Source organism: Sulfitobacter sp. 1A13421 (genome assembly GCF_043557285.1).
Lineage (GTDB): Bacteria > Pseudomonadota > Alphaproteobacteria > Rhodobacterales > Rhodobacteraceae > Sulfitobacter > Sulfitobacter faviae.
On the sequence record NZ_JBIFFQ010000002.1, the window covers coordinates 365,213 to 385,728 of the forward strand.

Sequence of the window (20,516 nt, forward strand, 5' to 3'; positions counted from 1 at the left end):
GTCAATGTCCAAAGGCGGTGCGGCTTCAGGCCAGCGCCCGCAAAAGCCGCGCGCGGTTGGGCGGGATCCCGGCGATCTCCAGCCCGGTGAAGACATGCAGCGTGCCCATTTGCCGGTCGATCACGGCGTGATCGCTGACCCAACCGCCCATCGCCAGATAGCTGCGCAGCAGCGGCGGGATTTGCTGGCGCGCGCGCCGGGGATCGGGGCTGTGGCGCTCGCGGGCATAGGGGTGGATCTCAGCCGCCCTGACGCGGGGGCGCCATTCCGCGGGGGCAAGATGCTGTTGTTTCAACAGGGCAAAGGCATCGCGGTAGCGGGTCGGATCCGTGCCCGTGAAAGAGGAACAGCCAAACAAAAGCGCCGCGCTGCTGTCATCGACTTCCCGCACCAATTGCCCCCAAGCGAGGCGCTGAATGTCGTGGTCTTGCCATTCTGGGTGGATACAAAAGCGGCCCAGTTCCAGCATGGCGCCTTGCGTGCGCCCCAGACGGCTCAGATCGTAAAACTGTGCGGCATAGCTCTGGGCCAGCTCCGCGCCCTGAAACAGGGTCAGGCGAAAGCAGCAGACCAATGTGCCGCTGTCGCGATCCTCTATCAGAAAATGCCGCGCTGCCGCGTCGAATGCATCATGGTCGACGGTCCCGGTCTGAAAACACTGCGTCCGCAGCGCCTGCGCCCGGGTGATGTCCCCGGGCGTGAGGGCTTCGCGCGTCAGATATCGGCCCGGGGGCGCTTGGGTCATCTGCGAGGTCGCCTTCGCTTATCCGCGGCCCTGCCCCGCTGCCGGGGCATGCCAAGGGGAACTTAGCTGCCGAAGGCCGACGGGCTGAAGCGGCCAAGGTTGCCCAGAAGCTGGCGCAGGAAGGTGTTGTCGGCCACAGGCGATGTCGTCACGCGGCGCGACAGCGGCACGACCTGCCCGCGTTCAAGCCCGAAGCGTTCGACATTCGACACCACACCGGCTTCATTGAAGCTGACGGTCACCACCTCACGCTCGATCTCTTTCGGGGCCATGAAGCCGAGCGCGCGTTTGCGCATCTTAACGTAATAGTAACTATCATCGCTCAAAACACCCGAAACCGTGGGCACACCGATCTTCTGCGCGACGCTTTCTTTGGTATCGCTGCCCACAACGACCTGCTCAAGCTGGTCTTGCGGCGGCACATAGCCGTGGTTCTCATACTGCGGGCTACAGGCGGTCAGAAGAAGTGCAAGGCCCATACCCGCGATCCGGAGGTGCGTCTTGCCGGTCTGTTTGGTTTTGCGCATTTGGTCTGCCCTCTTGCCCTGACGGATTATGGCTTTTATTTCGCATACACCAAGGCACCCCAAGTGTACAAGAAACGAAAGTCGGATCTCATGTCGCGCAAATCACCTACGCCAACCGCTCTTCGGGTCGCGGACCTGTCCCAGACGGAGCCAAACGCGTTCGCGCTGCGCCCTGAGGCGGAAGCGCTGGCACAGATCGCCGAGGAACTCGATCTCTCGGCCCTGCGCAAACTTAGCTTTTCGGGTAGCATCAAACCGCTCGGCAAACAGGACTGGCAGCTGGACGGGAAACTGGGCGCGACCGTGGTGCAGCCCTGCGTCGTCACGCTTGAGCCAGTGACCACGCGGATCGACGCCGATATCACCCGCCGTTTCATCCATGATTTCGAACTCCCCGAAGAAGAGGAGGTCGAAATGCCCGAGGACGATACGACAGAGCCTTTGGGACAATGGATCGACCCCGCGCAGGTCATGATCGAGGCGCTGGCGCTGGAAGTGCCGGAATATCCCCGCAAAGGCGACGCCGAACTGGGCCAGATGGTTCATGCCGAACCGGGGCAAAAGCCGATGACGGACGAAGACGCGCGGCCCTTTGCGGGCTTGGGCGCGCTGCGCGATGCGCTGAAGAAAGACGAAACCTAAGGAAACAAGCGGAAAACCGCGGAAATTCGCGCTTGCATCGCGCCGGTTTCGCGTTATTTTGCCGCCCTCACCCGAATTAAGGTTGGACATTGCGCGGCTGCGGCCCTAAAGCGTCGTCACGCCCGAAACGGGGTCCGAATTGAAACACGGTTGCGGCCTGCTTTGCCAAGTCAGCAACCCCGAAGGCAAAGGCACCAGACATGGCTGTCCAACAGAATAAAGTATCCAAATCCCGCCGCAACAACCGCCGCGCTCACGATTCGCTCTCTGCGGCGAACCCGAACGAATGTTCGAACTGCGGTGAGCTGAAGCGCCCCCACCACATCTGCGCGGCTTGCGGTCACTATGACGACGCCGAAGTTGTCGCCCTGACCGAAGAAGTGGACCTGGAAGACGACGCAGCATAAGCTGCGGTAGTTTTTAAGGTTTTCTCTTAGGCAGTGAGGCATTCGCACTGATGACGGCCCAGCCCGATCACCCCAACGCGAAAGCCGGACACACCCTGATCTCGGTCGACGCGATGGGGGGTGACGAAGGCCCGGCAGCAGTTGTTGCCGGGTGTGCGCTTTCTGCGACAGCAAATCCCGATATCGGTTTTATCCTGCATGGTCCCCGTGATCAGTTGGAGCCTTTGATCGCCAAACGTGGTGAGTTGTCGGGCCGTTGCGAGATACGTCACGCCACGGATGTCGTCACGATGGACGACAAGCCCAGCCAAGTCGTGCGCACCGGCAAAGACAGTTCCATGTGGTCTGCCATCGAATCCGTGCGCAGCGGAGAGGCGGCTGTGGCTGTCTCTTGCGGCAATACCGGCGCGCTGATGGCGATGTCGATGATACGGCTGCGCAAATTGCCGGGCGTGAATCGCCCTGCAATTGCCGTGCTCTACCCCTCTTCCAACCCGCAGGGCTTCAACGTGATGCTCGACGTGGGCGCCGATGTGCGCGCCGACGCCGATGATCTGTTGCGTTTCGCGCTGATGGGCACCTCCTACGCCCGCAACGGTATGGATTTGCAGCGCCCCCGCGTGGGGCTGCTGAATGTCGGCACCGAAGAGCATAAGGGCCGCACCGAACTCAAAGAAGCCTATGATTTGATTCGCGCCCAAGGTGATGCCACCGGGTTTGAATTCGTCGGTTTCGTTGAGGGGGGCGATATCTCGGGCAACCGCGCCGATGTCATCGTGACCGATGGGTTCACCGGCAATGTCGCGATCAAAACCGGCGAAGGCACGGCCAGTATGATTGGCGACCGGCTGCGCGAAGCGTTCAAATATTCGCCCCTATCGCGGCTGGCCTCGCTGCTGGCCTATACCTCTCTGCGCCGTCTCAGCAAAAAGATCGACCCGCGCCGTGTGAACGGCGGTGTCTTTCTGGGTTTGAACGGCACGGTGGTGAAATCGCACGGCTCCGCCGATGCGACCGGCATCTCCGCTGCGATCAAACTCGCCGCGCAGTTGTCGCAGAATAAATTCAATGACAAGCTAGCCGCTCGCGTCGCCGCGACGCTGCCAGCTGAGGAGTCCGTCAAATGAGCCTGCGCGCCGTTGTCACTGGTTGTGGCCACTACCTGCCCGCCCGTGTCGTGGAAAATGCCGAATTTGAAGCGACCCTCGACACGAATGACGAATGGATCCGCTCGCGCTCGGGCATCGAACGCCGCCACTTCGCCGCCGAAGGTGAGACGACCTCTTCCATGGCCAGCGCCGCCGCGCGCAAGGCGCTTGAAGACGCGGGGCGCGATGTCTCTGATGTCGACGCGATCGTCGTGGCCACTTCCACCCCCGACCTGACATTCCCGTCGGCCGCGACCATGGTGCAGGCCGAACTGGGCATGACCAATGGTTTCGCTTTTGACGTGCAGGCGGTCTGCGCGGGTTTTGTCTATGCGCTGGCGAACGCCAATGCGCTTATCGTTTCCGGTCAGGCGCGCAATGTGCTGGTGATCGGGGCCGAGACTTTCAGCCGCATCATGGATTGGACCGACCGGTCGACCTGTGTGCTTTTCGGCGACGGCGCAGGCGCGCTGCTGCTTGAGGCGCAAGAAGGGCAAGGCACGCCCGAGGATCGCGGGATCCTTGCGACTGACCTGAATTCCGACGGGCGCTACCGCGAGTTGCTCTACGTCGATGGCGGCGTCAGCACAGGCACCACCGGCTATCTGCGGATGCAGGGCAATCAGGTGTTCCGCCATGCGGTGGAAAAACTCGCCGCCACCGCCAATACCGCGATGGACCGCGCCGGTGTCAGCGCCGAGGATGTCGATTGGATCGTGCCGCATCAGGCGAACATCCGCATCATCCAAGGCACCGCCAAGAAACTAAGCCTGCCGATGGAGCGCGTTGTCGTGACCGTACAAGACCACGGCAACACCTCTGCCGCCTCGATCCCGCTGGCGCTGTCGGTGGGCCGTGAGCGCGGCCAGATCAACAAGGGCGATCTGATCGTCACCGAAGCCATCGGCGGCGGTCTGGCTTGGGGTTCTGTTGTCCTGCGCTGGTAAGTCCCTGAGCTAACGCGGAAAATCTCTGCCGAATCGTGCTCGATCCGGGCATTGATGTTGACTCTAAAAATCTGAGCAGCATATGCTATTGGAAAGCATGGGGGATATAATGCCGAACAAGACATTGACGCGCATGGATTTAAGCGAAGCTGTATTTCGTGAGGTCGGTCTTTCTCGCAATGAGAGTGCTCAGCTGGTCGAAGCCGTGCTTGAGCATATGTCCGACGCTCTGGTCGACGGGGAACAGGTCAAGATTTCCTCTTTCGGCACTTTTTCGGTACGCGACAAGACCGCGCGTGTGGGCCGTAATCCGAAAACCGGCGAAGAGGTTCCGATCAACCCGCGCCGGGTGCTGACCTTCCGCCCCTCGCATCTGATGAAAGACCGGGTTGCCGAAGGCAACAAGTCCTGACCCATGGTCAAATCGCCGGACGCTTTTCGCACCATCTCCGAAGTCGCTGACTGGCTCGGTATCCAAGCCCATGTTCTGCGGTTTTGGGAGAGTAAGTTCACCCAAGTGAAACCCATCAAACGGGCGGGCGGGCGGCGCTATTACCGCCCCGCCGATATGCTGCTGCTTGGTGGGATCAAGAAGTTGCTGCATGACGATGGGCTGACCATCAAAGGCGTTCAGAAGATCCTACGTGAGGAAGGGATGACCCATGTCTCCTCCCTCTCCGCCCCGCTTGATGAGTTGGATTTTGTTGAGCCGCGCCCTGCGCCGAAGCCCGACATTATCCGCCCTGAGACCGGTGTTGTTCTGAACTTTGGCGCAAAGACGGAAGCGCGCGGGGATGAGGTGAACGCTGAGACGGTCGACACGCGGCAGGAGAACACGGCGGAGGTAGAAGAGCCCGCCCCTGCGACAGCTCAGCGCCCCTCGCCCATGCCGCCCGCCGACGATCACCCACGGGCCACTCCCGATCCGCTGGCACCCTCTGACAGCAACACGCCCGACGCGCCGCAACTCCCTGCGTCCGAAGCTGAGCCCGAAGAAGAACCCGCGCCGGAACCTGCATCGGAGACCGGCCTGCCCGAGTTCGTCAAGCGCCCGCTGGCGGCTGAGCCGGAGGAGACCGCAGAGGTTTCGCCCGCCCCCGCTGAAGCCGAGGCAGAAGACCCCGAAGACGACAGGCCGAAACCCGCGATCATCGACCTGCCCGATTTCACCCCAGAAGCCGATTTTCCCGCCCGTCCGGGGCTGCTCAGCGTAGGTGCGCGTGTCCATCGCCTGCCCCGCGACGTGCAACCGCAGGTCGCCGGTCTGCTGCTGGATCTGGCTGAATTGCGCGCGCGCATGGCCGCAGAAGCCGGCGCGGAAACAAATTTCTAATCGCGATGAAAAGATTGGCAATTCCCTCTTGCACCCCCTGCGAGATCGGGTATGAAGCCCACGTAGTCGGGCTATGGCGCAGCCTGGTAGCGCGTCCGTCTGGGGGACGGAAGGTCGCAGGTTCGAGTCCTGCTAGCCCGACCAACCGACTACAACAAAACGCCCGCGCCGGTAACGCGCGGGCGTTTGTCATTTAAGAAGGCCGCGCCCGATGCCCAATGCGATGAACGGGGTGCTCCCCAACCAGCAGATTGCAGCGATGATCGAAAGCGGCGCCATTGCCGCCGATCCCGCGGTCACCTCTGCCCAGATCCAGCCCGCCAGTCTTGACCTCCGCCTCGGCAGCGTCGCCTATCGCGTCCGCGCGTCTTTCCTTGCCGGGCATGGGGCCAAGGTCTCGGATCGTTTGGCGGAGTTCGAGATGCACCGCGTCGACCTCAGCGAAGGGGCCGTGCTGGAAAAGGGTTGCGTCTATGTGGTGCCGCTGATGGAGCAGTTGGCGCTGCCCGAGGGTGTCTCTGCCGTGGCGAATGCCAAAAGCTCCACCGGGCGGCTGGACCTGCTGACCCGCACCATCACCGATGGTGGCACCGAATTCGACCGCATTGCGCCGGGCTACACTGGCCCGCTCTACGCCGAGATCTGCCCGCGCTCTTTCTCGGTGCTGGTGCGGCCCGGGATGCGGCTCAATCAGATTCGTTTCGGCAGCGGGGATGCGACCCTCGACGACGACGCGCTGCGCGCGCTGCACGATAAGACACCGCTCGTTGACGGGACCGCCGTGATCGATGAGGGCTTGGGCTTCTCCGTCGATCTACGGCTGCCCGGCACCAGCCTCGTCGGTTACCGCGCGAAGCCGCATGCCGGGGTGATCGACCTCGACAAGATTGGCCATTACGATCCCGCCGCCTATTGGGAAGAGGTGCATAGCACCAACGGTCAAATCATCCTCGACCCCGGCGCGTTCTACATCCTCGTCAGCCGCGAAGCGGTGACGATCCCGCCTGCCTATGCCGCTGAAATGGCACCCTATTTGGCGATGGTCGGAGAGTTCCGCGTGCATTACGCGGGCTTCTTCGATCCGGGCTTTGGCCATGCCGAGGCGGGCGGCGCAGGCTCACGCGGGGTGTTGGAGGTGCGCTGTCACGAGGCCCCCTTCGTGCTGGAGCATGGGCAAGTCGTGGGCCGTTTGGTCTATGAGCATATGGCGCAGATCCCAAGTCAGCTTTACGGCGCCGACATCGCGTCGAACTACCAAGGTCAGGGGCTGAAACTCTCGAAGCATTTCCGCACCGCGTAAAGACGCGGCGCCGGTCAATCCTCGAACAACTCGCTCTGCCCTTCGGTCGCTTCCGGCTCGTCCTCGCCATCGCCGACGGTGGGCAGCAGACCGGCAGGCGGACGGTTCTCCAACAACCCGGCAGAGCGCAGCTCTTTCAGCCCCGGCAGATCCCGCGCGCTTTCCAGACCGAAGTGATCCAGAAACTCCTGCGTGACGACAAAGGTCACCGGACGGCCCGGGGTCATCTTGCGGCGGCCAAAACGGATCCACTCCATCTCAAGCAACTGGTCCACCGTGCCCCGCGACACCGATACGCCGCGAATCTCTTCGATCTCGGCGCGGGTGACGGGCTGGTGATAAGCGATGATCGCCAAAGTCTCGATGGCGGCGCGGCTGAGCTTGCGGGTCTCGACCGTTTCCTTATGCATCAGGAAACCAAGGTCCGGCGCGGTGCGAAAGGCATAGGCATCGCCCACTTTCATCACCTGCACGCCGCGCCCCTGATACCGGTGCCGCAGGAAGGCCATCGCCTCGCCCACGTCTGAGCCGCGCGGCAAACGCTCTTCGAGTTCGCGCAGGGTGATCGGCTCGGAACTGGCGAAAAGCACGGCTTCGATCATACGCTCCTGCTCGGCGAGCGAGGGCGCGTCGAACAGTTTCTTTTCTTTGGTTTCAATCTCTTCCGACACGCATCAATCCTTCTTGCGCAGTTGGATGGGGGCGAAAATCTCTTTCTGCCGGATCTCCATATGCCCCTCTTTGACCAGTTGCAAAGAGGCGGCAAAGGTCGCTGCCGTGGCCGAGCGGCGGCGCTCCGGGTCGCTTTCCCAACCTTCGGGCAAGTAGCTGTTCAGATCGCCCCAATCGCCCGCATAGCCGATCAGCCCGCGCATGCGGTCCAGCGCCTCCTCCATGGTGAAGACCTTGTCGCGGTCCATCACGAAGGGGCGAAAATCCTCTCGCGTGCGGGTGCGCGCATAGCCCTGCATCAGGTCCAACAGGGTCGCGGTATAAGTGACCTTTTTGACGCTGGTGATCTCTTGGGTCTGGCCGCGGGCAAAAAAGTCCCGGCCAAGCTGATCCCGCGCCATCAGACGCGCGGCGGCGTCGCGCATGGCCTGCAAACGTTCCAGCTGGAAGGCCAGATGCGCGGCCATTTCCTCGCCCGATGGGCCCTCTTCGGTCGGGTCTGGAGGCAGCAGCAGACGCGACTTCAGGAAAGCCAACCACGCCGCCATGACGAGGTAATCCGCCGCCAGTTCCAGCCGCAACTCCTTGGCCCGTTCGACAAAGGCCAGATACTGCCGCGCCAGTTGCAGCACCGAGATCTTGCGCAGATCGACCTTTTGCGTGCGGCTCAGCGACAGCAGCAGGTCAAGCGGCCCTTCATACCCTTCGACATCGATGATGAAGGCTTCGGCGGCCAGCCGGTCGGCCACGGTGCTGCCAGCCCCGCCCCGGTCTTCCTGAAATGTCGTGTCAGCCATGCAATGTCCCGCCCAGAAGCGTCTCAAGCTGGGCGCTGAGGGCGTCGATGTCAACGTCATCGGGGGTTTGCCGCGCATCCATGGCGCGCAGGGCGCGGGTCTGGGCGGCGGGGGTCATCTCGCCCGCCGCTTCGGCCACGGCGCGGCGGTCTTCGAGCGGGCCGTTGCAGAAAAGTGCCACGTCACAGCCCGCCGCGATGGCGGCGCGGGTGCTTTCCGCCGGGGTCATTTGCAGCGCTTTCATCGAAATGTCGTCGGTCATCACGAGGTTGTCGAAGCCGATCTCTTCGCGGATCAGCCGCATCACCTCGGGCGACAGGGTCGCCGGGGCATTGTCCAGCGCGTCATAGACCAGATGTGCGGTCATCCCCATCGGCAGGTCGCGCAGGCTGCGGAACGGGGCGAAATCGACCGCCTCCAGATCGATCCGGCGGGCCGCAACACGGGGCAGATCGTGGTGGCTGTCAAGCGTCGCGCGGCCATGGCCGGGCATGTGCTTCATCACCGGCAAGACCCCTCCGGCCAGTAGCGCATCCGCCACGGCGCGGCCAATCTCGGCCACCTGCCCCGGCGTTTCACCGTAGCAGCGGTTGCGCAGAAAACGGTGGGTGTCCGGCCCGGCCACATCGATCAGTGGGGCGCAATTGCTGTCGACCCCGACGCTGTGCAGCTCATGGGCGATGATCCGGTACATCAGGTAAAAGGCTTGGCGCGCTTGATCGCCGGCGCGGGCGGCGAGGTCCATCGGCGGCAGCCAATCGCGCCATTGGGGGGCGCGCATGCGCTGCACGCGGCCGCCCTCTTGGTCGATGGTGATCACGGCCTCATGCCCCGCCGCCTCGCGCATCTCTTCGCAGAGCGCGCGCAGCTGGTCGGGGCTGTCGATGTTGCGGGCGAAGAGGATAAAGCCAAAGGGCCGCACGTCCCGAAAGAACGCCTTTTCCTCGACGCTCAGCCGATGGCCCGTCGCGTCGAGGATCGTGGCGCCGAAGGGGCGCATCAGCGCATCACCACCGGGATGCAATCCGCGTTTTCAGCCACGAGGGCCGAGCAGAAGCGGCGCGCGTCGGCAATGTCGTTAAAGCCCATGGCGCGCAGGCGGTAGAAGACCCGTCCGCCGCTGGTGGCCTTTTGCACGACGCGGCTCTTGCCTTCGAGATAGGCACCGAAACGGCCCTGCAAACGGTCCCACTGTTCGCGCGCCACCTCGGGGCTGTCAAAGGCGCCAAGCTGGGCCATGCGGGTGCCGGCGGGCAGCGATGCGGGATCGACTTCTTGGGTGGCCGCGGCCACTGGATTTAGTTGCACGGCGGCGGGTGTCACCACGGCACCGCCCGCCGGACGGCGGCGCGGACGCAGGGAGTTGCGCACGCCGGGCGCGTTCAAAACGGCCTTGACCACCTTGGGCTGCACGGAGGTATCGGCCAGCGCCATCGCCACGGCGGCATCGACAGGATCGCCAGCGGCGGCCTCCTCACCGGTGAGCGGTGCCACGCCATTGGTCAGTTGCGCCACGAGGTCTTGCACATTGCCCGAGCGGATCGCTTCGGAGGCGTCGAGCAGGTCGCCGTCATCCTCACGCGCCACGGCTGGGGTCGCCGTACCTTGTGTCTTTGCGGCAACCATTGCCACTTTGACGGGCTGGTCTTCGTCTTGCAATTCGATCTGGCGCGGCGCGAGACGCAGCTCATCCGCCGGGCGCCCGGCGCTGCCTTCGGCGGCGACAACGTTCACCGAAAGCCCCTGATGGCGGGCCAATTCGCCGCCCGGCTCCTCGGGGCGCACGCGCATCTCGCCTTCTATCGCGCGGACCACCGGGATGCCGGTCACGTCGCGGACAAGCAGTTTGTAGCCCCAAACACCGATCCCCGCCACCAGCGCCAAGGACACCACGGCGCCCGCGATATTGGTGAGCGTTGTCAGGGTCTTGGGCGCGCTGCCCACTGCGTAGCTATGCGCGGAATCGGGCGCATAGCCCGCCGTCGTCGGGGAAGACGTGAAATCTGCCATCTCTGCCTCTTTGCCCGGCGTGATACATCGCCACGCGGGTCTGGTCATGGGGTTGCCTGTTTTCGGCGCGCTGGTGCGGTTACCGCATCTCCTGCGCCGGTGTGACCCCGAGAATACCAAGACCCGCCGCAATTACAATCGCAACGGCACGCGACAGGGCGATTTTTGCCTGCGAGGTGGCCGCGTTCCCTTCTTGCAACGCGCGCAAGCCATCCTCGGACCGGCCCAAGTGGTAGAGGCTGTGGAAGTCGGAGGCCAATTCATAGAGGTAGAAGGCCACCCGGTGCGGCTCATTGCTGCGCGCGGCGGTCTCGACCAAACGGGGCCATTCGGCAAGCTTGCGCAGCAGGCCGATCTCGGCCTCGTGGTCGAGCTTGGACAGGTCCGCGTCCAGCAGCGTGGCATCCGCCACCTCGATCCCCGCCTCTTCGGCTTTGCGCAGGATCGACGCGACCCGGGCATGGGCGTATTGCACATAAAATACGGGATTCTCGCGGCTCTGCTCCAACACCTTGTCGAAATCGAAGTCGAGCATGGCGTCGTTCTTGCGCGTCAGCATGACAAAGCGCGTCACGTCGGGGCCAACCTGATCGACCACATCGCGCAGGGTCACAAAGGTCCCTGCCCGTTTGGACATCTTGAACGGCTCGCCGTTCTTGAAAAGCTTCACCAGCTGCGTCAGCTTGATATCGAGCGGCACATGACCGTCGCTGAGCGCCGAAACCGCCGCCTTCATCCGTTTGACATAGCCGCCATGGTCCGCGCCAAAAACGTCGATCAGCATGTCGAAATCGCGGCTAACCTTGTCGTAGTGATAGGCGATGTCGGGGGCGAAATAGGTCCAAGACCCGTCGGACTTCTTGACCGGACGATCCACATCGTCGCCATGTTCGGTGGATTTAAACAGCGTCTGTTCGCGCGGTTCCCAATCGTCGGGCTTCTTACCCTTCGGCGGCTCCAACACGCCTTCGTAGATCAACCCTTTGGCTTCGAGCGAGGCGATGGCCGCTTCGATCTGACCCGTGCCATAGAGCGATTTTTCGCTATAAAACACGTCCATCTCGACACCCAGTGCCGCCAGATCGTCGCGGATCAGGTTCATCATCGCGTCGGTTGCAAATTCGCGGATATCGTCCAGCCATTCGCTTTCCGGCTGATCGACCAGCTTGTCGCCGTACATCTTGGCCAGCGCCTCGCCCAGCGGGATCAGGTAGTCGCCGGGATAGGTGCCATCGGGGAAGGCCACCTCTTTGCCATTGGCTTCGAGGTAGCGCAGATAGACCGAACGGGCGAGCACATCGACCTGCGCACCGCCGTCGTTGATGTAGTATTCCCGCGTCACGTCATAGCCCGCGAAGTCCAGCAGGCTCGCCAGCGCATCACCAAAGACCGCGCCACGGGTGTGGCCCACATGGAGCGGCCCCGTCGGGTTGGCCGAGACATATTCAACGTTCACCCGCTGACCGGCGCCAAGGATCGCGCGGCCAAAGTCGGTGCCTTGGTTCAGCACCTGACGGGCCACGTTTTGCCAGACCGAAGGTGCCAGACGCAGGTTGATGAAGCCCGGCCCCGCCACTTCGGCAGAGGTGATGCGCGGATCGTTTTGCAACTGCGCGGCCAGTGCTTCGGCGATGTCGCGCGGCTTCATGCCCCCAGGTTTGGCCAGCACCATCGCGGCATTGGTGGCCATGTCGCCATGGGCCGCGTCACGCGGCGGCTCAGCGGTGATCGGGTCAAAGTTCAGGGTCGCAGGCAGGGCTTCCTGCGCGACCATCTGTTCCAGCGTCGCAATGATGAGATGGCGAATTTCGGCAAATAGGTTCATGTCGGGTATCCTTGTTCCCCGCCCGTTTATCATGTGCGGGGGTGCAGTCAATCAAGCGTCGGGCCGTCGCGGCACAAGTTGGGGAGTGGCGTTTGAAGCGGCGCGTTCAGCCGAGGTCCAAACGCCCAGATCGGAGCCGTCGACCCGCTTCGGAGCCGAGGAACAGCGCGCTTTCCGCTGCAAGCTCTGCCTGCCCCTCGGGCACGGTGATGAGGTGGAAATGCAGCCCCCGCGGCCCGAACACCTTGTCGAGCGCGGCATTGGCCGCTTCAAACCCGCCGATCATGGCATGCCCGGCCAGCGCCAATGGTTGGCTTGGCCGCGAAAGAACAGTCACCACCGCCCCCTGCCCGGCCACCAGACCCCGGCCCAAGGCACGCATCATGGCTGAAAGCCCGCGGATCTGCGCATCCGTGCCTTTGCAGCAATCGTCGGGGTCGAGCGGCATCAGGTTCAGCACCATATGCAGCGGCGTGCCGCCCCAATTGCGGTGCAACGGCTCAAACCGCGCGACAAGATCGCCGGCCAGCGCCAGCGCTTCGACACGTTCTGTCGATTGGCTCATCAACCGCGCCAGCACCGAGGGATCGCGGTCCATCGCCACGACTTCCGCCCCCAGATCCGCCGCGCGTTTGGCCACCGCAGGCCCCGGCGCTTGCCCCGCCGAGAGGATCGCGAATGTCGCGTCACCGGCCAGACTTTCCGGCAGAACGGGGGTTTGTATCATGTCATCTCACCTATGGATCATCAAAAGAAGACTACCATGCCGCGAAGACTAGCGGAAGCTGCGCAGGTCGCTGTCGAAGAGACGCGCGTGTTCTTGCAAGGCGAAACGGTCGGTCATGCCCGCAATGTAATCAGACACCATCCGCGCCAGCGTGGTTTCATCCTCTGCCGCCTCGATCGCCGCCGCCCAATGGCGCGGCAAGAGGTTGGGCTGGGACAGGAACAGCGGGAACAGGTCCTCGACCACCTTGGTCACCTTCTCGCGATTCTCCATCACCGAGGGGGCGCGATACATGCGGGTGAAGAGAAACTTGCGGATCTCGCGCAGGTCTTGCCAGACGGGGTCTGAGAAACGGATCACCGGGCGGCCCAGATGGCGGATGTCGTCAGGGGATTTCGCCCCCGAGTCTTTCAGCAGTTTGGCCGAGGTTTCGATCACATCGCCGACCATCACCCCAAAGACCCGCCGCAGCGCCTCGTGACGGCGGCGGTAGCTGTCGGTCTCGGGGTAGAGCCGGTCAACCTCGGCATAGGCGGGGCCGACCATGGGCAGTTCGGCGATCTCACTTTCCGTAAACAGCCCTGCGCGCAGACCGTCGTGCAGGTCGTGGTTGTTATAGGCGATGTCATCGGAGAGCGCGGCGACCTGCGCCTCGGCGCTGGCATGGGTGTGCAGTTCAAGATCGTGCCGCGCGTTGTAATCGGCCAGCGCATGGGGCACCTCGCCCGTCACCGGCCCGTTGTGTTTCGCGATGCCTTCCAGCGTGTCCCACGTCAGGTTTAGCCCATCGAATTCGGCATAGTGCCGCTCCAGCGTGGTGACGATCTTGATCGCCTGCGCGTTGTGATCGAAGCCACCGTAGGGCTCCATCAGCTTGTGCAGCGCATCTTCGCCGGTGTGGCCAAAGGGCGTGTGGCCCAGATCATGGGCCAGTGCCACCGCCTCGGTCAGCTCGCCATTCAGACGCAGCGCGCCTGCGATAGTCCGCGCGACCTGCGCCACTTCGATGGAATGGGTCAGACGGGTGCGGAAATAGTCGCCCTCATGCTCCACAAAAACCTGCGTCTTATGTTTGAGCCGCCGAAAGGCAGAGGCATGAATGATCCGGTCCCGGTCCCGCTGATAACAGGAGCGAAAAGTGCTTTCCTCTTCCGGCACCAACCGTCCCTTGGCGGTGTCCGGATCAGAGGCGAATTCTGCGCGCATCGCGGCTGGTCCTCTCTCGCGGTCCTTGTGACCTGTCCTTGTACTTTCTATATGTTAGAGGAACACGAAAGAAAACCGATGCATCGGAGCCCGCAGATGAACCTGCCCCCCAAAGTCACCCCCCGCGCCTTTGAACGCCTCGCCGAGATCGGGGCCGCTGACGAAGGCAAGGCCCTGCGCATCGCTGTCGAAGGCGGCGGCTGCTCGGGCTTTCAATACGACATCGCGCTGGACGAGCCCGCCGAAGATGACCTCGTGCTCGAAGGCAGCGGTCAGAAGGTGGTGGTCGATAGCGTCTCCCTGCCGTTTTTGGCCGACGCCGTGATCGATTTCACCGAAGAGCTGATCGGCGCGCGCTTCACCATCGAGAACCCCAATGCGACGGCGGCCTGCGGCTGCGGCACGTCCTTTTCGATGTAAGTTTTCGGGCGCGTTTAACCGCGCGCCCGGGCGAACCCCTCGAAGAATTCGTCGAAATAAGGCCCGGCGCGTTCGGCGCGCAGCAGGGTCGCGTGGCTCTCCGGGCAAAGATACGACAGCACATGCGGGCGCATCTGCCCCCAGTCGGCCCGGCGGTTTGCGCCCATGTCGTTGAGGCAAGCCGCCAGCGGGCGCAGGGCCCCTGCCCCCTTTCGGCTTTTGTGAAAACGCAATGCGCCTTTTGGGATATCGGTGGATCGCATCGAGCGGCCCGCAATCTGCATGGCCCAGCCGGTGACAAGCCATTCGTGGTATTCGTCCTGCAAAGGCACGCCTTCGTCAGCGTAGACCTTCATGACACGGTGGCTGGCGGCAATGGCATCCTCCCACAGGGGGCTGGGGGCCTGCCCGGCAAAACGCAACGCGGCGCAGACCTCGGCCAGCAGGTCCATATCTTGATCGAGAAAAGCCAGCAGCCCCGTGAAATGCAGGCTTTTCAGCGCGGCCTCCGGCAGGTCCGGGAGCCGGCGGCCATAGTTTGACAGGTAAAAAACGATATGGGTCAACTCATAGGCCGCCTTGCGATTGGGCATGGCGAAGGTGGCACTGCGGGCGATAAAATCGCGCAACCGTTGACCGAGCGCCCCGTCCTCCACCCGCGGCCCCACACCCCGACGGCGCAGCAGACGGCGTGCCTCGGCCCGTTGCAGATCCGACAGCTCCGCCCCCTCCAGCCCTGCCCGCGCAACCTTGGCGCAAAGGGCCGCGCCGTAGTGCCGAGGCAAACCGAGGTCTTCGAGATCGAGACAAATCGACAGGATGAAACGGTAATACTGAGGAAAATCGCGCAGCAGGTTCCGGCAGCCCTGATGGAAGGCCGCGAGCGGCTGAAGCGCCGCGGTGTCGAGCGTGGCCCCCGTGCTCGCCAGCGCCCCGAGCAGTTCGGCGTTTTCCTTCAGCCAAAAAACATCCCCCTGCGCGCGACGCCCTTCTGCGAAGGCTTGGATCAGCCGGGCCCTTTGAATGGCCGGGTCTTGGCTTTCGTCAGATCTGAGCAGAACAACATTGGTCATCGCATGGCCTCCGACAGGGGGAACGGCGGGCGACAAAGCCGCCCGCTTGAAAGGGCTTCAGCCACTGAAGGGCAGCACCTCAGCCGGGGCGAGGCCAGTTGAACAGGTCGACGCCGCCGCCTTGCGTGATGCTGCTGCCGTCCTGCTGTAACCCAGTGGTGAAGATCTCGACCCCTTCGCCCAACAACATGTCACCGCCCCCACGGTTGAGGCCGGTGGTGAAAAGGCCAACACCGGCGCCGAGCGCCATTGGATTGTCCTATGTCTGAGGGGCTGTTACTGGGGCAAAGTCGCGTGCAAAAAGAGCGGTCATCGTGAGGTCCTTTCAAAGGGTTTTGCAATTTAAAGATGTAGTTCTTCGACTGACGCACGTTAAGCGTGTTGATCCAAGCATTTTTCGGCTAACGCATTGTACTGAAACACTTATCCACATTAAGGTAGCGCCACAGTTTCACCTTAATTCTCAATTTCTCTTGCGCCCTGTGGAGAAAAAGAAATGCCGCCCACAGGGCAGGATAGAGACAATACGGGCAACCGCCTCGCGGAATTTCTATAATAGCGAGAAATCTGACCCGAGAATCACCTTAAGCGCGCAAGCCTTTCCCTTGCTCCGCGACGCCAATTGCGCGATAGCAGTCGGACGTCGAAAGAGGGCCGGATATGAAGATCGCGAGTTTCAACATCAACGGTATCAAGGCCCGCGCGGCGGCCCTTCCCGATTGGCTAGACGAGGCGCAGCCGGACGTTGTCGTGCTGCAAGAGATCAAGTCGGTGGATGAGGCTTTCCCCCGCGAAATGCTCGAAGAGCGCGGCTATAACGTCGAAACTCACGGGCAGAAGTCCTTTAACGGTGTGGCGATCCTGTCGAAACTCCCGCTTGAGGATGTGACCCGCGGCCTGCCGGGTGATGATGCCGATGATCAGGCACGCTGGATCGAAGCAACGGTTGTGGGCGACGATATGGCGCTGCGGGTCTGCGGGCTCTACCTGCCCAACGGCAACCCGGCGCCGGGGCCAAAATATGACTATAAACTCGCGTGGATGGCGCGGCTGCAAGCCCGTGCCGAAGCGCTTCTGGCCGAGGAAACGCCCTTCCTTATGGCGGGGGATTACAACATTATCCCGCAGGCCGAGGATGCTGCCAAACCCGACAGCTGGCGCGAAGATGCCCTCTTCCGCCCCGAGTCCCGCGCCGCGTGGCGGCGGCTGGTGAACCTTGGCCTCACGGACGCCTTCCGGGCACGCACCCAAGGGCCGGGGCATTACTCCTTCTGGGATTATCAGGCGGGTGCGTGGAACCGCAACAACGGCATCCGCATCGACCACTTCCTATTGTCGCCCACCGTGGCCGACCGGCTGCGCGATTGCCAGATCGACCGCGACGTGCGCGGGCGCGACAAGCCGTCGGATCACGTGCCCATCTGGGTCGAACTGGATATCTGAGGTCAGGCCTCCAGTTCGGCATCCCAATAGAGGAAATCCATCCAGCTTTCATGCAGATGGCCGGGCGGGAATTTGCGCCCCATGTTGCGCAGCTCTTCGGCGGCGGGTTGCCGCGGCGGTTTGCGCAGGGCAAGCCCCGTGCGGTGCAGGGGCCGCGAGCCTTTGCGCAGGTTGCAGGGGCTACAGGCGGCGACCACGTTTTGCCAGCTTGTCACCCCACCGGCGGCGCGCGGCACCACATGGTCAAAGGTCAGATCGCCCTTCGCGCCGCAGTATTGGCAGCGGAATTCATCCCTCAGAAATAAATTAAAGCGCGTGAAGGCCACGCGCTTTTGAGGTTTGACATAGTCTTTGAGAACGACAACCGAGGGGATCCTGATCACCGTAGAGGGGCTGCGCACCACCTCGTCATATTCGGCGACGATCTCGACCCGGTCGAGCCATTTGGCCTTTACCGCCTCTTGCCATGGCCAGAGCGACAGCGGGTAATAGGATAAAGGTCGGTAATCCGCGTTGAGCACCAGCGCGGGGTGGTGTTTGAGCGCCGCCGGGTGGCGGGTAAATTCGGTCCTGAAATCGCCGTCCATCTGGTCGCGTCCTCTGCCCGTTTTAGTCACTATATCTCGCGGTTTCTCTCTGGCAAGACAAAGGTGAACCACTAGATGTCGCCGATTTTGCCCAAAGATTACGACAGAGGCGTGACAGATGGGCAGAGTTTGTTAACCTTGTGGCATGTCGAAAAGCCCCCTCCCCGATGCGCCCGCCCCGCAATCCCTGCTCGAAGCCGCCGTCTATGCCGATGATCTGGACGCGGCGCGGGGGTTTTACCGCGACATTCTGGGACTGAAACTGTTTCAGGAGGTGCCGGGTCGGCATATGTTCTTCGCGCTCGGCCCTTCGGTCTTGCTGGTCTTCAACCCGACCGCCACGGCACAGCCGCCCGGCAATCCGAAAATGCCTGTGCCGCCCCATGGCGCGCGCGGCCCGGGGCATGTCTGCTTTGCGATGAAACGCGATGAGATCGCCACGATGGAGACGCGGCTGCGGGCCGCCGGGGTCGAGATCGACACCAGTTTTGATTGGCCCAACGGGGCGCGCTCGCTCTATGTGCGCGACCCCCGCGGGCAATTCGGTTGAGTTCGCCGAACCCTGGCTTTGGGACGAGTTGAAGGGTTAAAGCCCCAATTTGTCGCGCATGAAGGCGAGCGCGACGCTCAGCCCATCGGGCGCGATGCCATGGCCAGTGCCCTTCATCACATGGGCGTAAACGTCTTGCCACCCCGCCTCTTGCAGCGCTTCGGCGGCCTGCGGCAAGGATTGCGGCGGCACCACGTCATCGGCATCGCCATGGACCAGCAGCACCGGCGGTTTGACCTGCGCCTCTTCGGCCAGCGCTTCGGGGTTGAGCAGACGGCCCGAGAAGGCCACGATCCCCGCCACCGCATCTTCGCGCCGTGGGGCCACATGCAGCGACATCATCGTGCCTTGGGAAAAGCCGAAGAGCACGACCTGTTCGGGCAACACGTCTTCGTCGACCATCAGCGCGTCGAGGAAGGCGTCGAGGTCTTCGACCGCGCTCATCATGCCGCGCATCGATTCCTCTTCGGATGATCCGTCGATCCAAGGGATCGGGAACCACTGATAGCCCATCGGCGCACCGGCGCAGGCCTCGGGCGCGTCGGGTGCGACGAAAAGCGTGTCGGGCAAATGCTCGCTCAGCGGATCGGCAAGGCCCAGCAGATCGGCGCCATTCGCGCCATAGCCATGCAGGAACACCACCACCGACCGTGTGGTGCCAGAGACCGGCGCGCGGCGCTCGGCGTTCAAAACCCGTGTCATGACAATCCTTCCTTTTGTTTCAACACCCGGTAGTAGGCAAAGAGCAGCCGCGCCGCAACCGACCGCCAAGGTGACCAAGCGACGGCCATGGCGGAGAGGTCTTTCGGGCTAGGACGGGCAGGCAGATCGAAAAGCCCCCGCGCCGCCTCTTGCAGCGCAAGGTCGCCGCTGGGAAAGATATCGCGGCGGCCAAGGCAGAACATCACATAGATCTGCGCCGTCCATGGCCCGATGCCCGGTATCTCGACCAGCGCGGCGATGGCATCGTGATCGGGCAGCCCGCGCAGCGCGTCGAAGTCGAAATCACGTTCCGCCAAGCCCAGCACATAGCGCGCTTTGGGGCGGCTTAGCCCTGCGGCGCGCAGGCCGTCGTCACCGGCGCGCAGGACGATTTCGGGCCGATCCAACCCCGCCGTGACAAGCCGCGCATAGATCGCGCGGGCCGAGGCCACGCTCACCTGTTGCCCCACGATGATGTCGAGCAGCCCCGCGAAGCCGGGCGGGCGCAGGCGCAAGGGCAGCGGCCCGGTCTGGTCCAGCGCCATAGCGAAACGCGGCTCCCGTTCGGCCAGCCATGCCGCGCCCTCGGCCACATCGGCGTCGCAGGTGATCGGGCGCGCGAGGCTCACAGCTGTGCCACCCAATCTAGCATCGCGTCGAGATCGGTCAGACAAGGTGCGCCCTTTGGCAGTGGCGGTCTGTCGATTAGGATCACCGGCAGGCCGAGCGACAGGGCGGCATCGACTTTCGGGCGGCTGGCCTGCCCACCGAGGTTGCGGCAAATCAGTAGGTCGACGCCGAGGTCGCGGAACAATGCCGTTTCACTCTCAACGGTGAACGGCGGCTCGCCAAAGATCAGATCTACAAAGTCAAAGGGTGCGGCGCGGTCATGGCGGCTCGTCTGTCGCAGCATGAGCCTCGCGCCCTTGAACGGTTGGAACGCTGGCAGGCTGGCCCAACCGGTCGCGGCAAAGACGCGGGCAGCGGGCGGCACGGCACGGGCGGCGGCCGCGACATCCGGCACTGAATTGAGCAGCGGGTTGTCCAGCGGCCAGAGGGGCCGCGAAAAGCTGACGAAGGGTTTGCCCAGAGACGAGGCGGCGGCATAGCCTGCATGGCTCAGCCCCGCATCGAACCCGTGGCTGAGATCGAGCACCGCGTCAAAGCCCGCCATATCGCGCCGCAGCGCCGCGGCATCCCCGGCATCGCGCATCTCATAGGCCACCGGCATCGGATTGTTGCCGCGCGGCGCCTCCGTCAGCCAAGCGGTGACCCGGTGCCCGGCCTGCGTCAAGGCACGTGCAAGCTGCCGCGCTTCGGCGGTGCCAGCGAGCAAAAGAAGGGTCAGCGAAGGGCGATCGGGGGCGGTCATCGGCGCGATCATCGGCGAGCTTGCCGCCGGGCGCAAGCGGGATCGGAGCCGCAAAAACCGCTGCCGGGCTTGCCCTTACCCAA

25 protein-coding genes and 1 tRNA gene are annotated in these 20,516 nt (G+C 63.3%); 11 read left to right on the forward strand and 15 right to left on the reverse strand.

Features of this window, described 5'->3' with window-relative positions:
- Positions 1–25 precede the first annotated feature (25 nt).
- Both ACGYLI_RS05545 and ACGYLI_RS05550 read right to left on the reverse strand, forming a co-directional pair.
- Positions 26–745, reverse strand: coding sequence for a GNAT family N-acetyltransferase (locus ACGYLI_RS05545; RefSeq protein ID WP_394417898.1), 720 nt, complete (start codon positions 743–745; stop codon positions 26–28).
- Between the two features lie 62 nt (positions 746–807).
- A complete protein-coding gene (locus ACGYLI_RS05550) occupies positions 808–1,272 on the reverse strand; it encodes an outer membrane protein assembly factor BamE (RefSeq protein WP_067265877.1) in 465 nt (154 codons plus the stop codon).
- Positions 1,273–1,362: 90 nt separating this feature from the next.
- Between ACGYLI_RS05550 and ACGYLI_RS05555 the strand changes: the two genes are divergently transcribed.
- From ACGYLI_RS05555 to ACGYLI_RS05590, 8 genes are all read left to right on the forward strand, one after another.
- Entirely contained in the window at positions 1,363–1,914 is a 552-nt protein-coding gene (locus ACGYLI_RS05555) for a DUF177 domain-containing protein (RefSeq protein ID WP_067265875.1), read from the forward strand.
- A gap of 200 nt (positions 1,915–2,114) precedes the next feature.
- Positions 2,115–2,321, forward strand: a complete 207-nt coding sequence (rpmF, locus tag ACGYLI_RS05560; RefSeq protein ID WP_067265873.1) for a 50S ribosomal protein L32 — start codon at positions 2,115–2,117, stop codon at positions 2,319–2,321.
- Positions 2,322–2,371: 50 nt separating this feature from the next.
- Complete coding sequence (plsX, locus tag ACGYLI_RS05565) at positions 2,372–3,448, forward strand: phosphate acyltransferase PlsX (RefSeq protein ID WP_209217708.1); 1,077 nt, start codon at positions 2,372–2,374, stop codon at positions 3,446–3,448.
- Entirely contained in the window at positions 3,445–4,416 is a 972-nt protein-coding gene (locus tag ACGYLI_RS05570) for a beta-ketoacyl-ACP synthase III (protein WP_394417902.1), read from the forward strand. Before plsX ends, ACGYLI_RS05570 begins: the two co-directional genes overlap by 4 nt.
- Before the next feature lie 109 nt (positions 4,417–4,525).
- Entirely contained in the window at positions 4,526–4,828 is a 303-nt protein-coding gene (gene ihfA, locus ACGYLI_RS05575; RefSeq protein ID WP_067265868.1) for an integration host factor subunit alpha, read from the forward strand.
- Between the two features lie 3 nt (positions 4,829–4,831).
- Complete coding sequence (locus tag ACGYLI_RS05580) at positions 4,832–5,749, forward strand: MerR family transcriptional regulator (RefSeq protein ID WP_394417905.1); 918 nt, start codon at positions 4,832–4,834, stop codon at positions 5,747–5,749.
- Positions 5,750–5,816: 67 nt separating this feature from the next.
- Positions 5,817–5,893: transfer RNA gene (locus ACGYLI_RS05585), tRNA-Pro, on the forward strand.
- Positions 5,894–5,972: 79 nt separating this feature from the next.
- Entirely contained in the window at positions 5,973–7,049 is a 1,077-nt protein-coding gene (locus tag ACGYLI_RS05590; protein ID WP_394418294.1) for a 2'-deoxycytidine 5'-triphosphate deaminase, read from the forward strand.
- Positions 7,050–7,063: 14 nt separating this feature from the next.
- Here the strand turns inward: ACGYLI_RS05590 and scpB are convergent, their stop codons facing one another.
- The 7 genes from scpB to ACGYLI_RS05625 all read right to left on the reverse strand — a co-directional run bounded on the left by scpB (position 7,064) and on the right by ACGYLI_RS05625 (position 14,286).
- Entirely contained in the window at positions 7,064–7,720 is a 657-nt protein-coding gene (gene scpB, locus ACGYLI_RS05595) for an SMC-Scp complex subunit ScpB (RefSeq protein WP_067265864.1), read from the reverse strand.
- A gap of 3 nt (positions 7,721–7,723) precedes the next feature.
- Positions 7,724–8,518, reverse strand: coding sequence for a ScpA family protein (locus ACGYLI_RS05600; protein ID WP_209217704.1), 795 nt, complete (start codon positions 8,516–8,518; stop codon positions 7,724–7,726).
- Positions 8,511–9,518: a beta-N-acetylhexosaminidase gene (gene nagZ / locus ACGYLI_RS05605; RefSeq protein WP_394417908.1), complete on the reverse strand. Its 1,008-nt coding sequence runs from the start codon at positions 9,516–9,518 to the stop codon at positions 8,511–8,513. Before nagZ ends, ACGYLI_RS05600 begins: the two co-directional genes overlap by 8 nt.
- Positions 9,518–10,528, reverse strand: a complete 1,011-nt coding sequence (locus ACGYLI_RS05610; protein ID WP_394417911.1) for an SPOR domain-containing protein — start codon at positions 10,526–10,528, stop codon at positions 9,518–9,520. The genes nagZ and ACGYLI_RS05610 overlap by 1 nt, the downstream gene beginning before the upstream one ends.
- Positions 10,529–10,607: 79 nt before the next feature.
- A complete protein-coding gene (gene argS / locus ACGYLI_RS05615) occupies positions 10,608–12,353 on the reverse strand; it encodes an arginine--tRNA ligase (RefSeq protein WP_394417914.1) in 1,746 nt (581 codons plus the stop codon).
- A gap of 106 nt (positions 12,354–12,459) precedes the next feature.
- Positions 12,460–13,080: a hypothetical protein gene (locus ACGYLI_RS05620; protein ID WP_394417917.1), complete on the reverse strand. Its 621-nt coding sequence runs from the start codon at positions 13,078–13,080 to the stop codon at positions 12,460–12,462.
- A gap of 48 nt (positions 13,081–13,128) precedes the next feature.
- A complete protein-coding gene (locus tag ACGYLI_RS05625; RefSeq protein ID WP_067265853.1) occupies positions 13,129–14,286 on the reverse strand; it encodes a deoxyguanosinetriphosphate triphosphohydrolase in 1,158 nt (385 codons plus the stop codon).
- A gap of 96 nt (positions 14,287–14,382) precedes the next feature.
- Here ACGYLI_RS05625 and ACGYLI_RS05630 point away from each other — a divergent pair, with 96 nt between their 5' ends.
- On the forward strand, positions 14,383–14,706 hold the full coding sequence (locus tag ACGYLI_RS05630; RefSeq protein ID WP_067265985.1) for an iron-sulfur cluster assembly accessory protein: 324 nt from the start codon (positions 14,383–14,385) through the stop codon (positions 14,704–14,706).
- A 14-nt stretch (positions 14,707–14,720) separates the two neighbouring features.
- Here ACGYLI_RS05630 and ACGYLI_RS05635 read toward each other — a convergent pair whose 3' ends face one another.
- Together ACGYLI_RS05635 and ACGYLI_RS05640 are read right to left on the reverse strand one after the other, a co-directional pair.
- Positions 14,721–15,779: a DUF6902 family protein gene (locus ACGYLI_RS05635; protein WP_394417920.1), complete on the reverse strand. Its 1,059-nt coding sequence runs from the start codon at positions 15,777–15,779 to the stop codon at positions 14,721–14,723.
- Between the two features lie 79 nt (positions 15,780–15,858).
- Entirely contained in the window at positions 15,859–16,029 is a 171-nt protein-coding gene (locus ACGYLI_RS05640; protein ID WP_394417923.1) for a hypothetical protein, read from the reverse strand.
- A gap of 410 nt (positions 16,030–16,439) precedes the next feature.
- Here ACGYLI_RS05640 and xth point away from each other — a divergent pair, with 410 nt between their 5' ends.
- Positions 16,440–17,222 carry an exodeoxyribonuclease III gene (gene xth / locus ACGYLI_RS05645; RefSeq protein WP_271691414.1) on the forward strand — a complete coding sequence of 261 codons (783 nt, stop codon included), beginning with the start codon at positions 16,440–16,442 and terminating at the stop codon, positions 17,220–17,222.
- Positions 17,223–17,224: 2 nt separating this feature from the next.
- On the opposite strand, the gene ACGYLI_RS05650 is transcribed toward xth, so the two are convergent.
- Positions 17,225–17,809, reverse strand: coding sequence for an HNH endonuclease (locus ACGYLI_RS05650; protein ID WP_067265843.1), 585 nt, complete (start codon positions 17,807–17,809; stop codon positions 17,225–17,227).
- A gap of 145 nt (positions 17,810–17,954) precedes the next feature.
- Between ACGYLI_RS05650 and ACGYLI_RS05655 the strand changes: the two genes are divergently transcribed.
- The gene (locus ACGYLI_RS05655) at positions 17,955–18,359 is read left to right on the forward strand and encodes a VOC family protein (protein ID WP_394417926.1); all 405 of its coding nucleotides are present in this window, start codon (positions 17,955–17,957) and stop codon (positions 18,357–18,359) included.
- 36 nt (positions 18,360–18,395) lie between these two features.
- Here the strand turns inward: ACGYLI_RS05655 and ACGYLI_RS05660 are convergent, their stop codons facing one another.
- The 3 genes from ACGYLI_RS05660 to ACGYLI_RS05670 are packed head-to-tail and all read right to left on the reverse strand — an operon-like array spanning position 18,396 to position 20,433.
- Positions 18,396–19,061, reverse strand: a complete 666-nt coding sequence (locus tag ACGYLI_RS05660) for an alpha/beta hydrolase (protein ID WP_067267442.1) — start codon at positions 19,059–19,061, stop codon at positions 18,396–18,398.
- On the reverse strand, positions 19,058–19,690 hold the full coding sequence (locus ACGYLI_RS05665; RefSeq protein ID WP_394417928.1) for a DNA-3-methyladenine glycosylase family protein: 633 nt from the start codon (positions 19,688–19,690) through the stop codon (positions 19,058–19,060). The genes ACGYLI_RS05660 and ACGYLI_RS05665 overlap by 4 nt, the downstream gene beginning before the upstream one ends.
- Positions 19,687–20,433 (reverse strand): precorrin-6A/cobalt-precorrin-6A reductase, encoded by a 747-nt coding sequence (locus ACGYLI_RS05670; protein ID WP_394417931.1) that lies wholly within the window; start codon positions 20,431–20,433, stop codon positions 19,687–19,689. Before ACGYLI_RS05670 ends, ACGYLI_RS05665 begins: the two co-directional genes overlap by 4 nt.
- Positions 20,434–20,516: the final 83 nt, after the last annotated feature.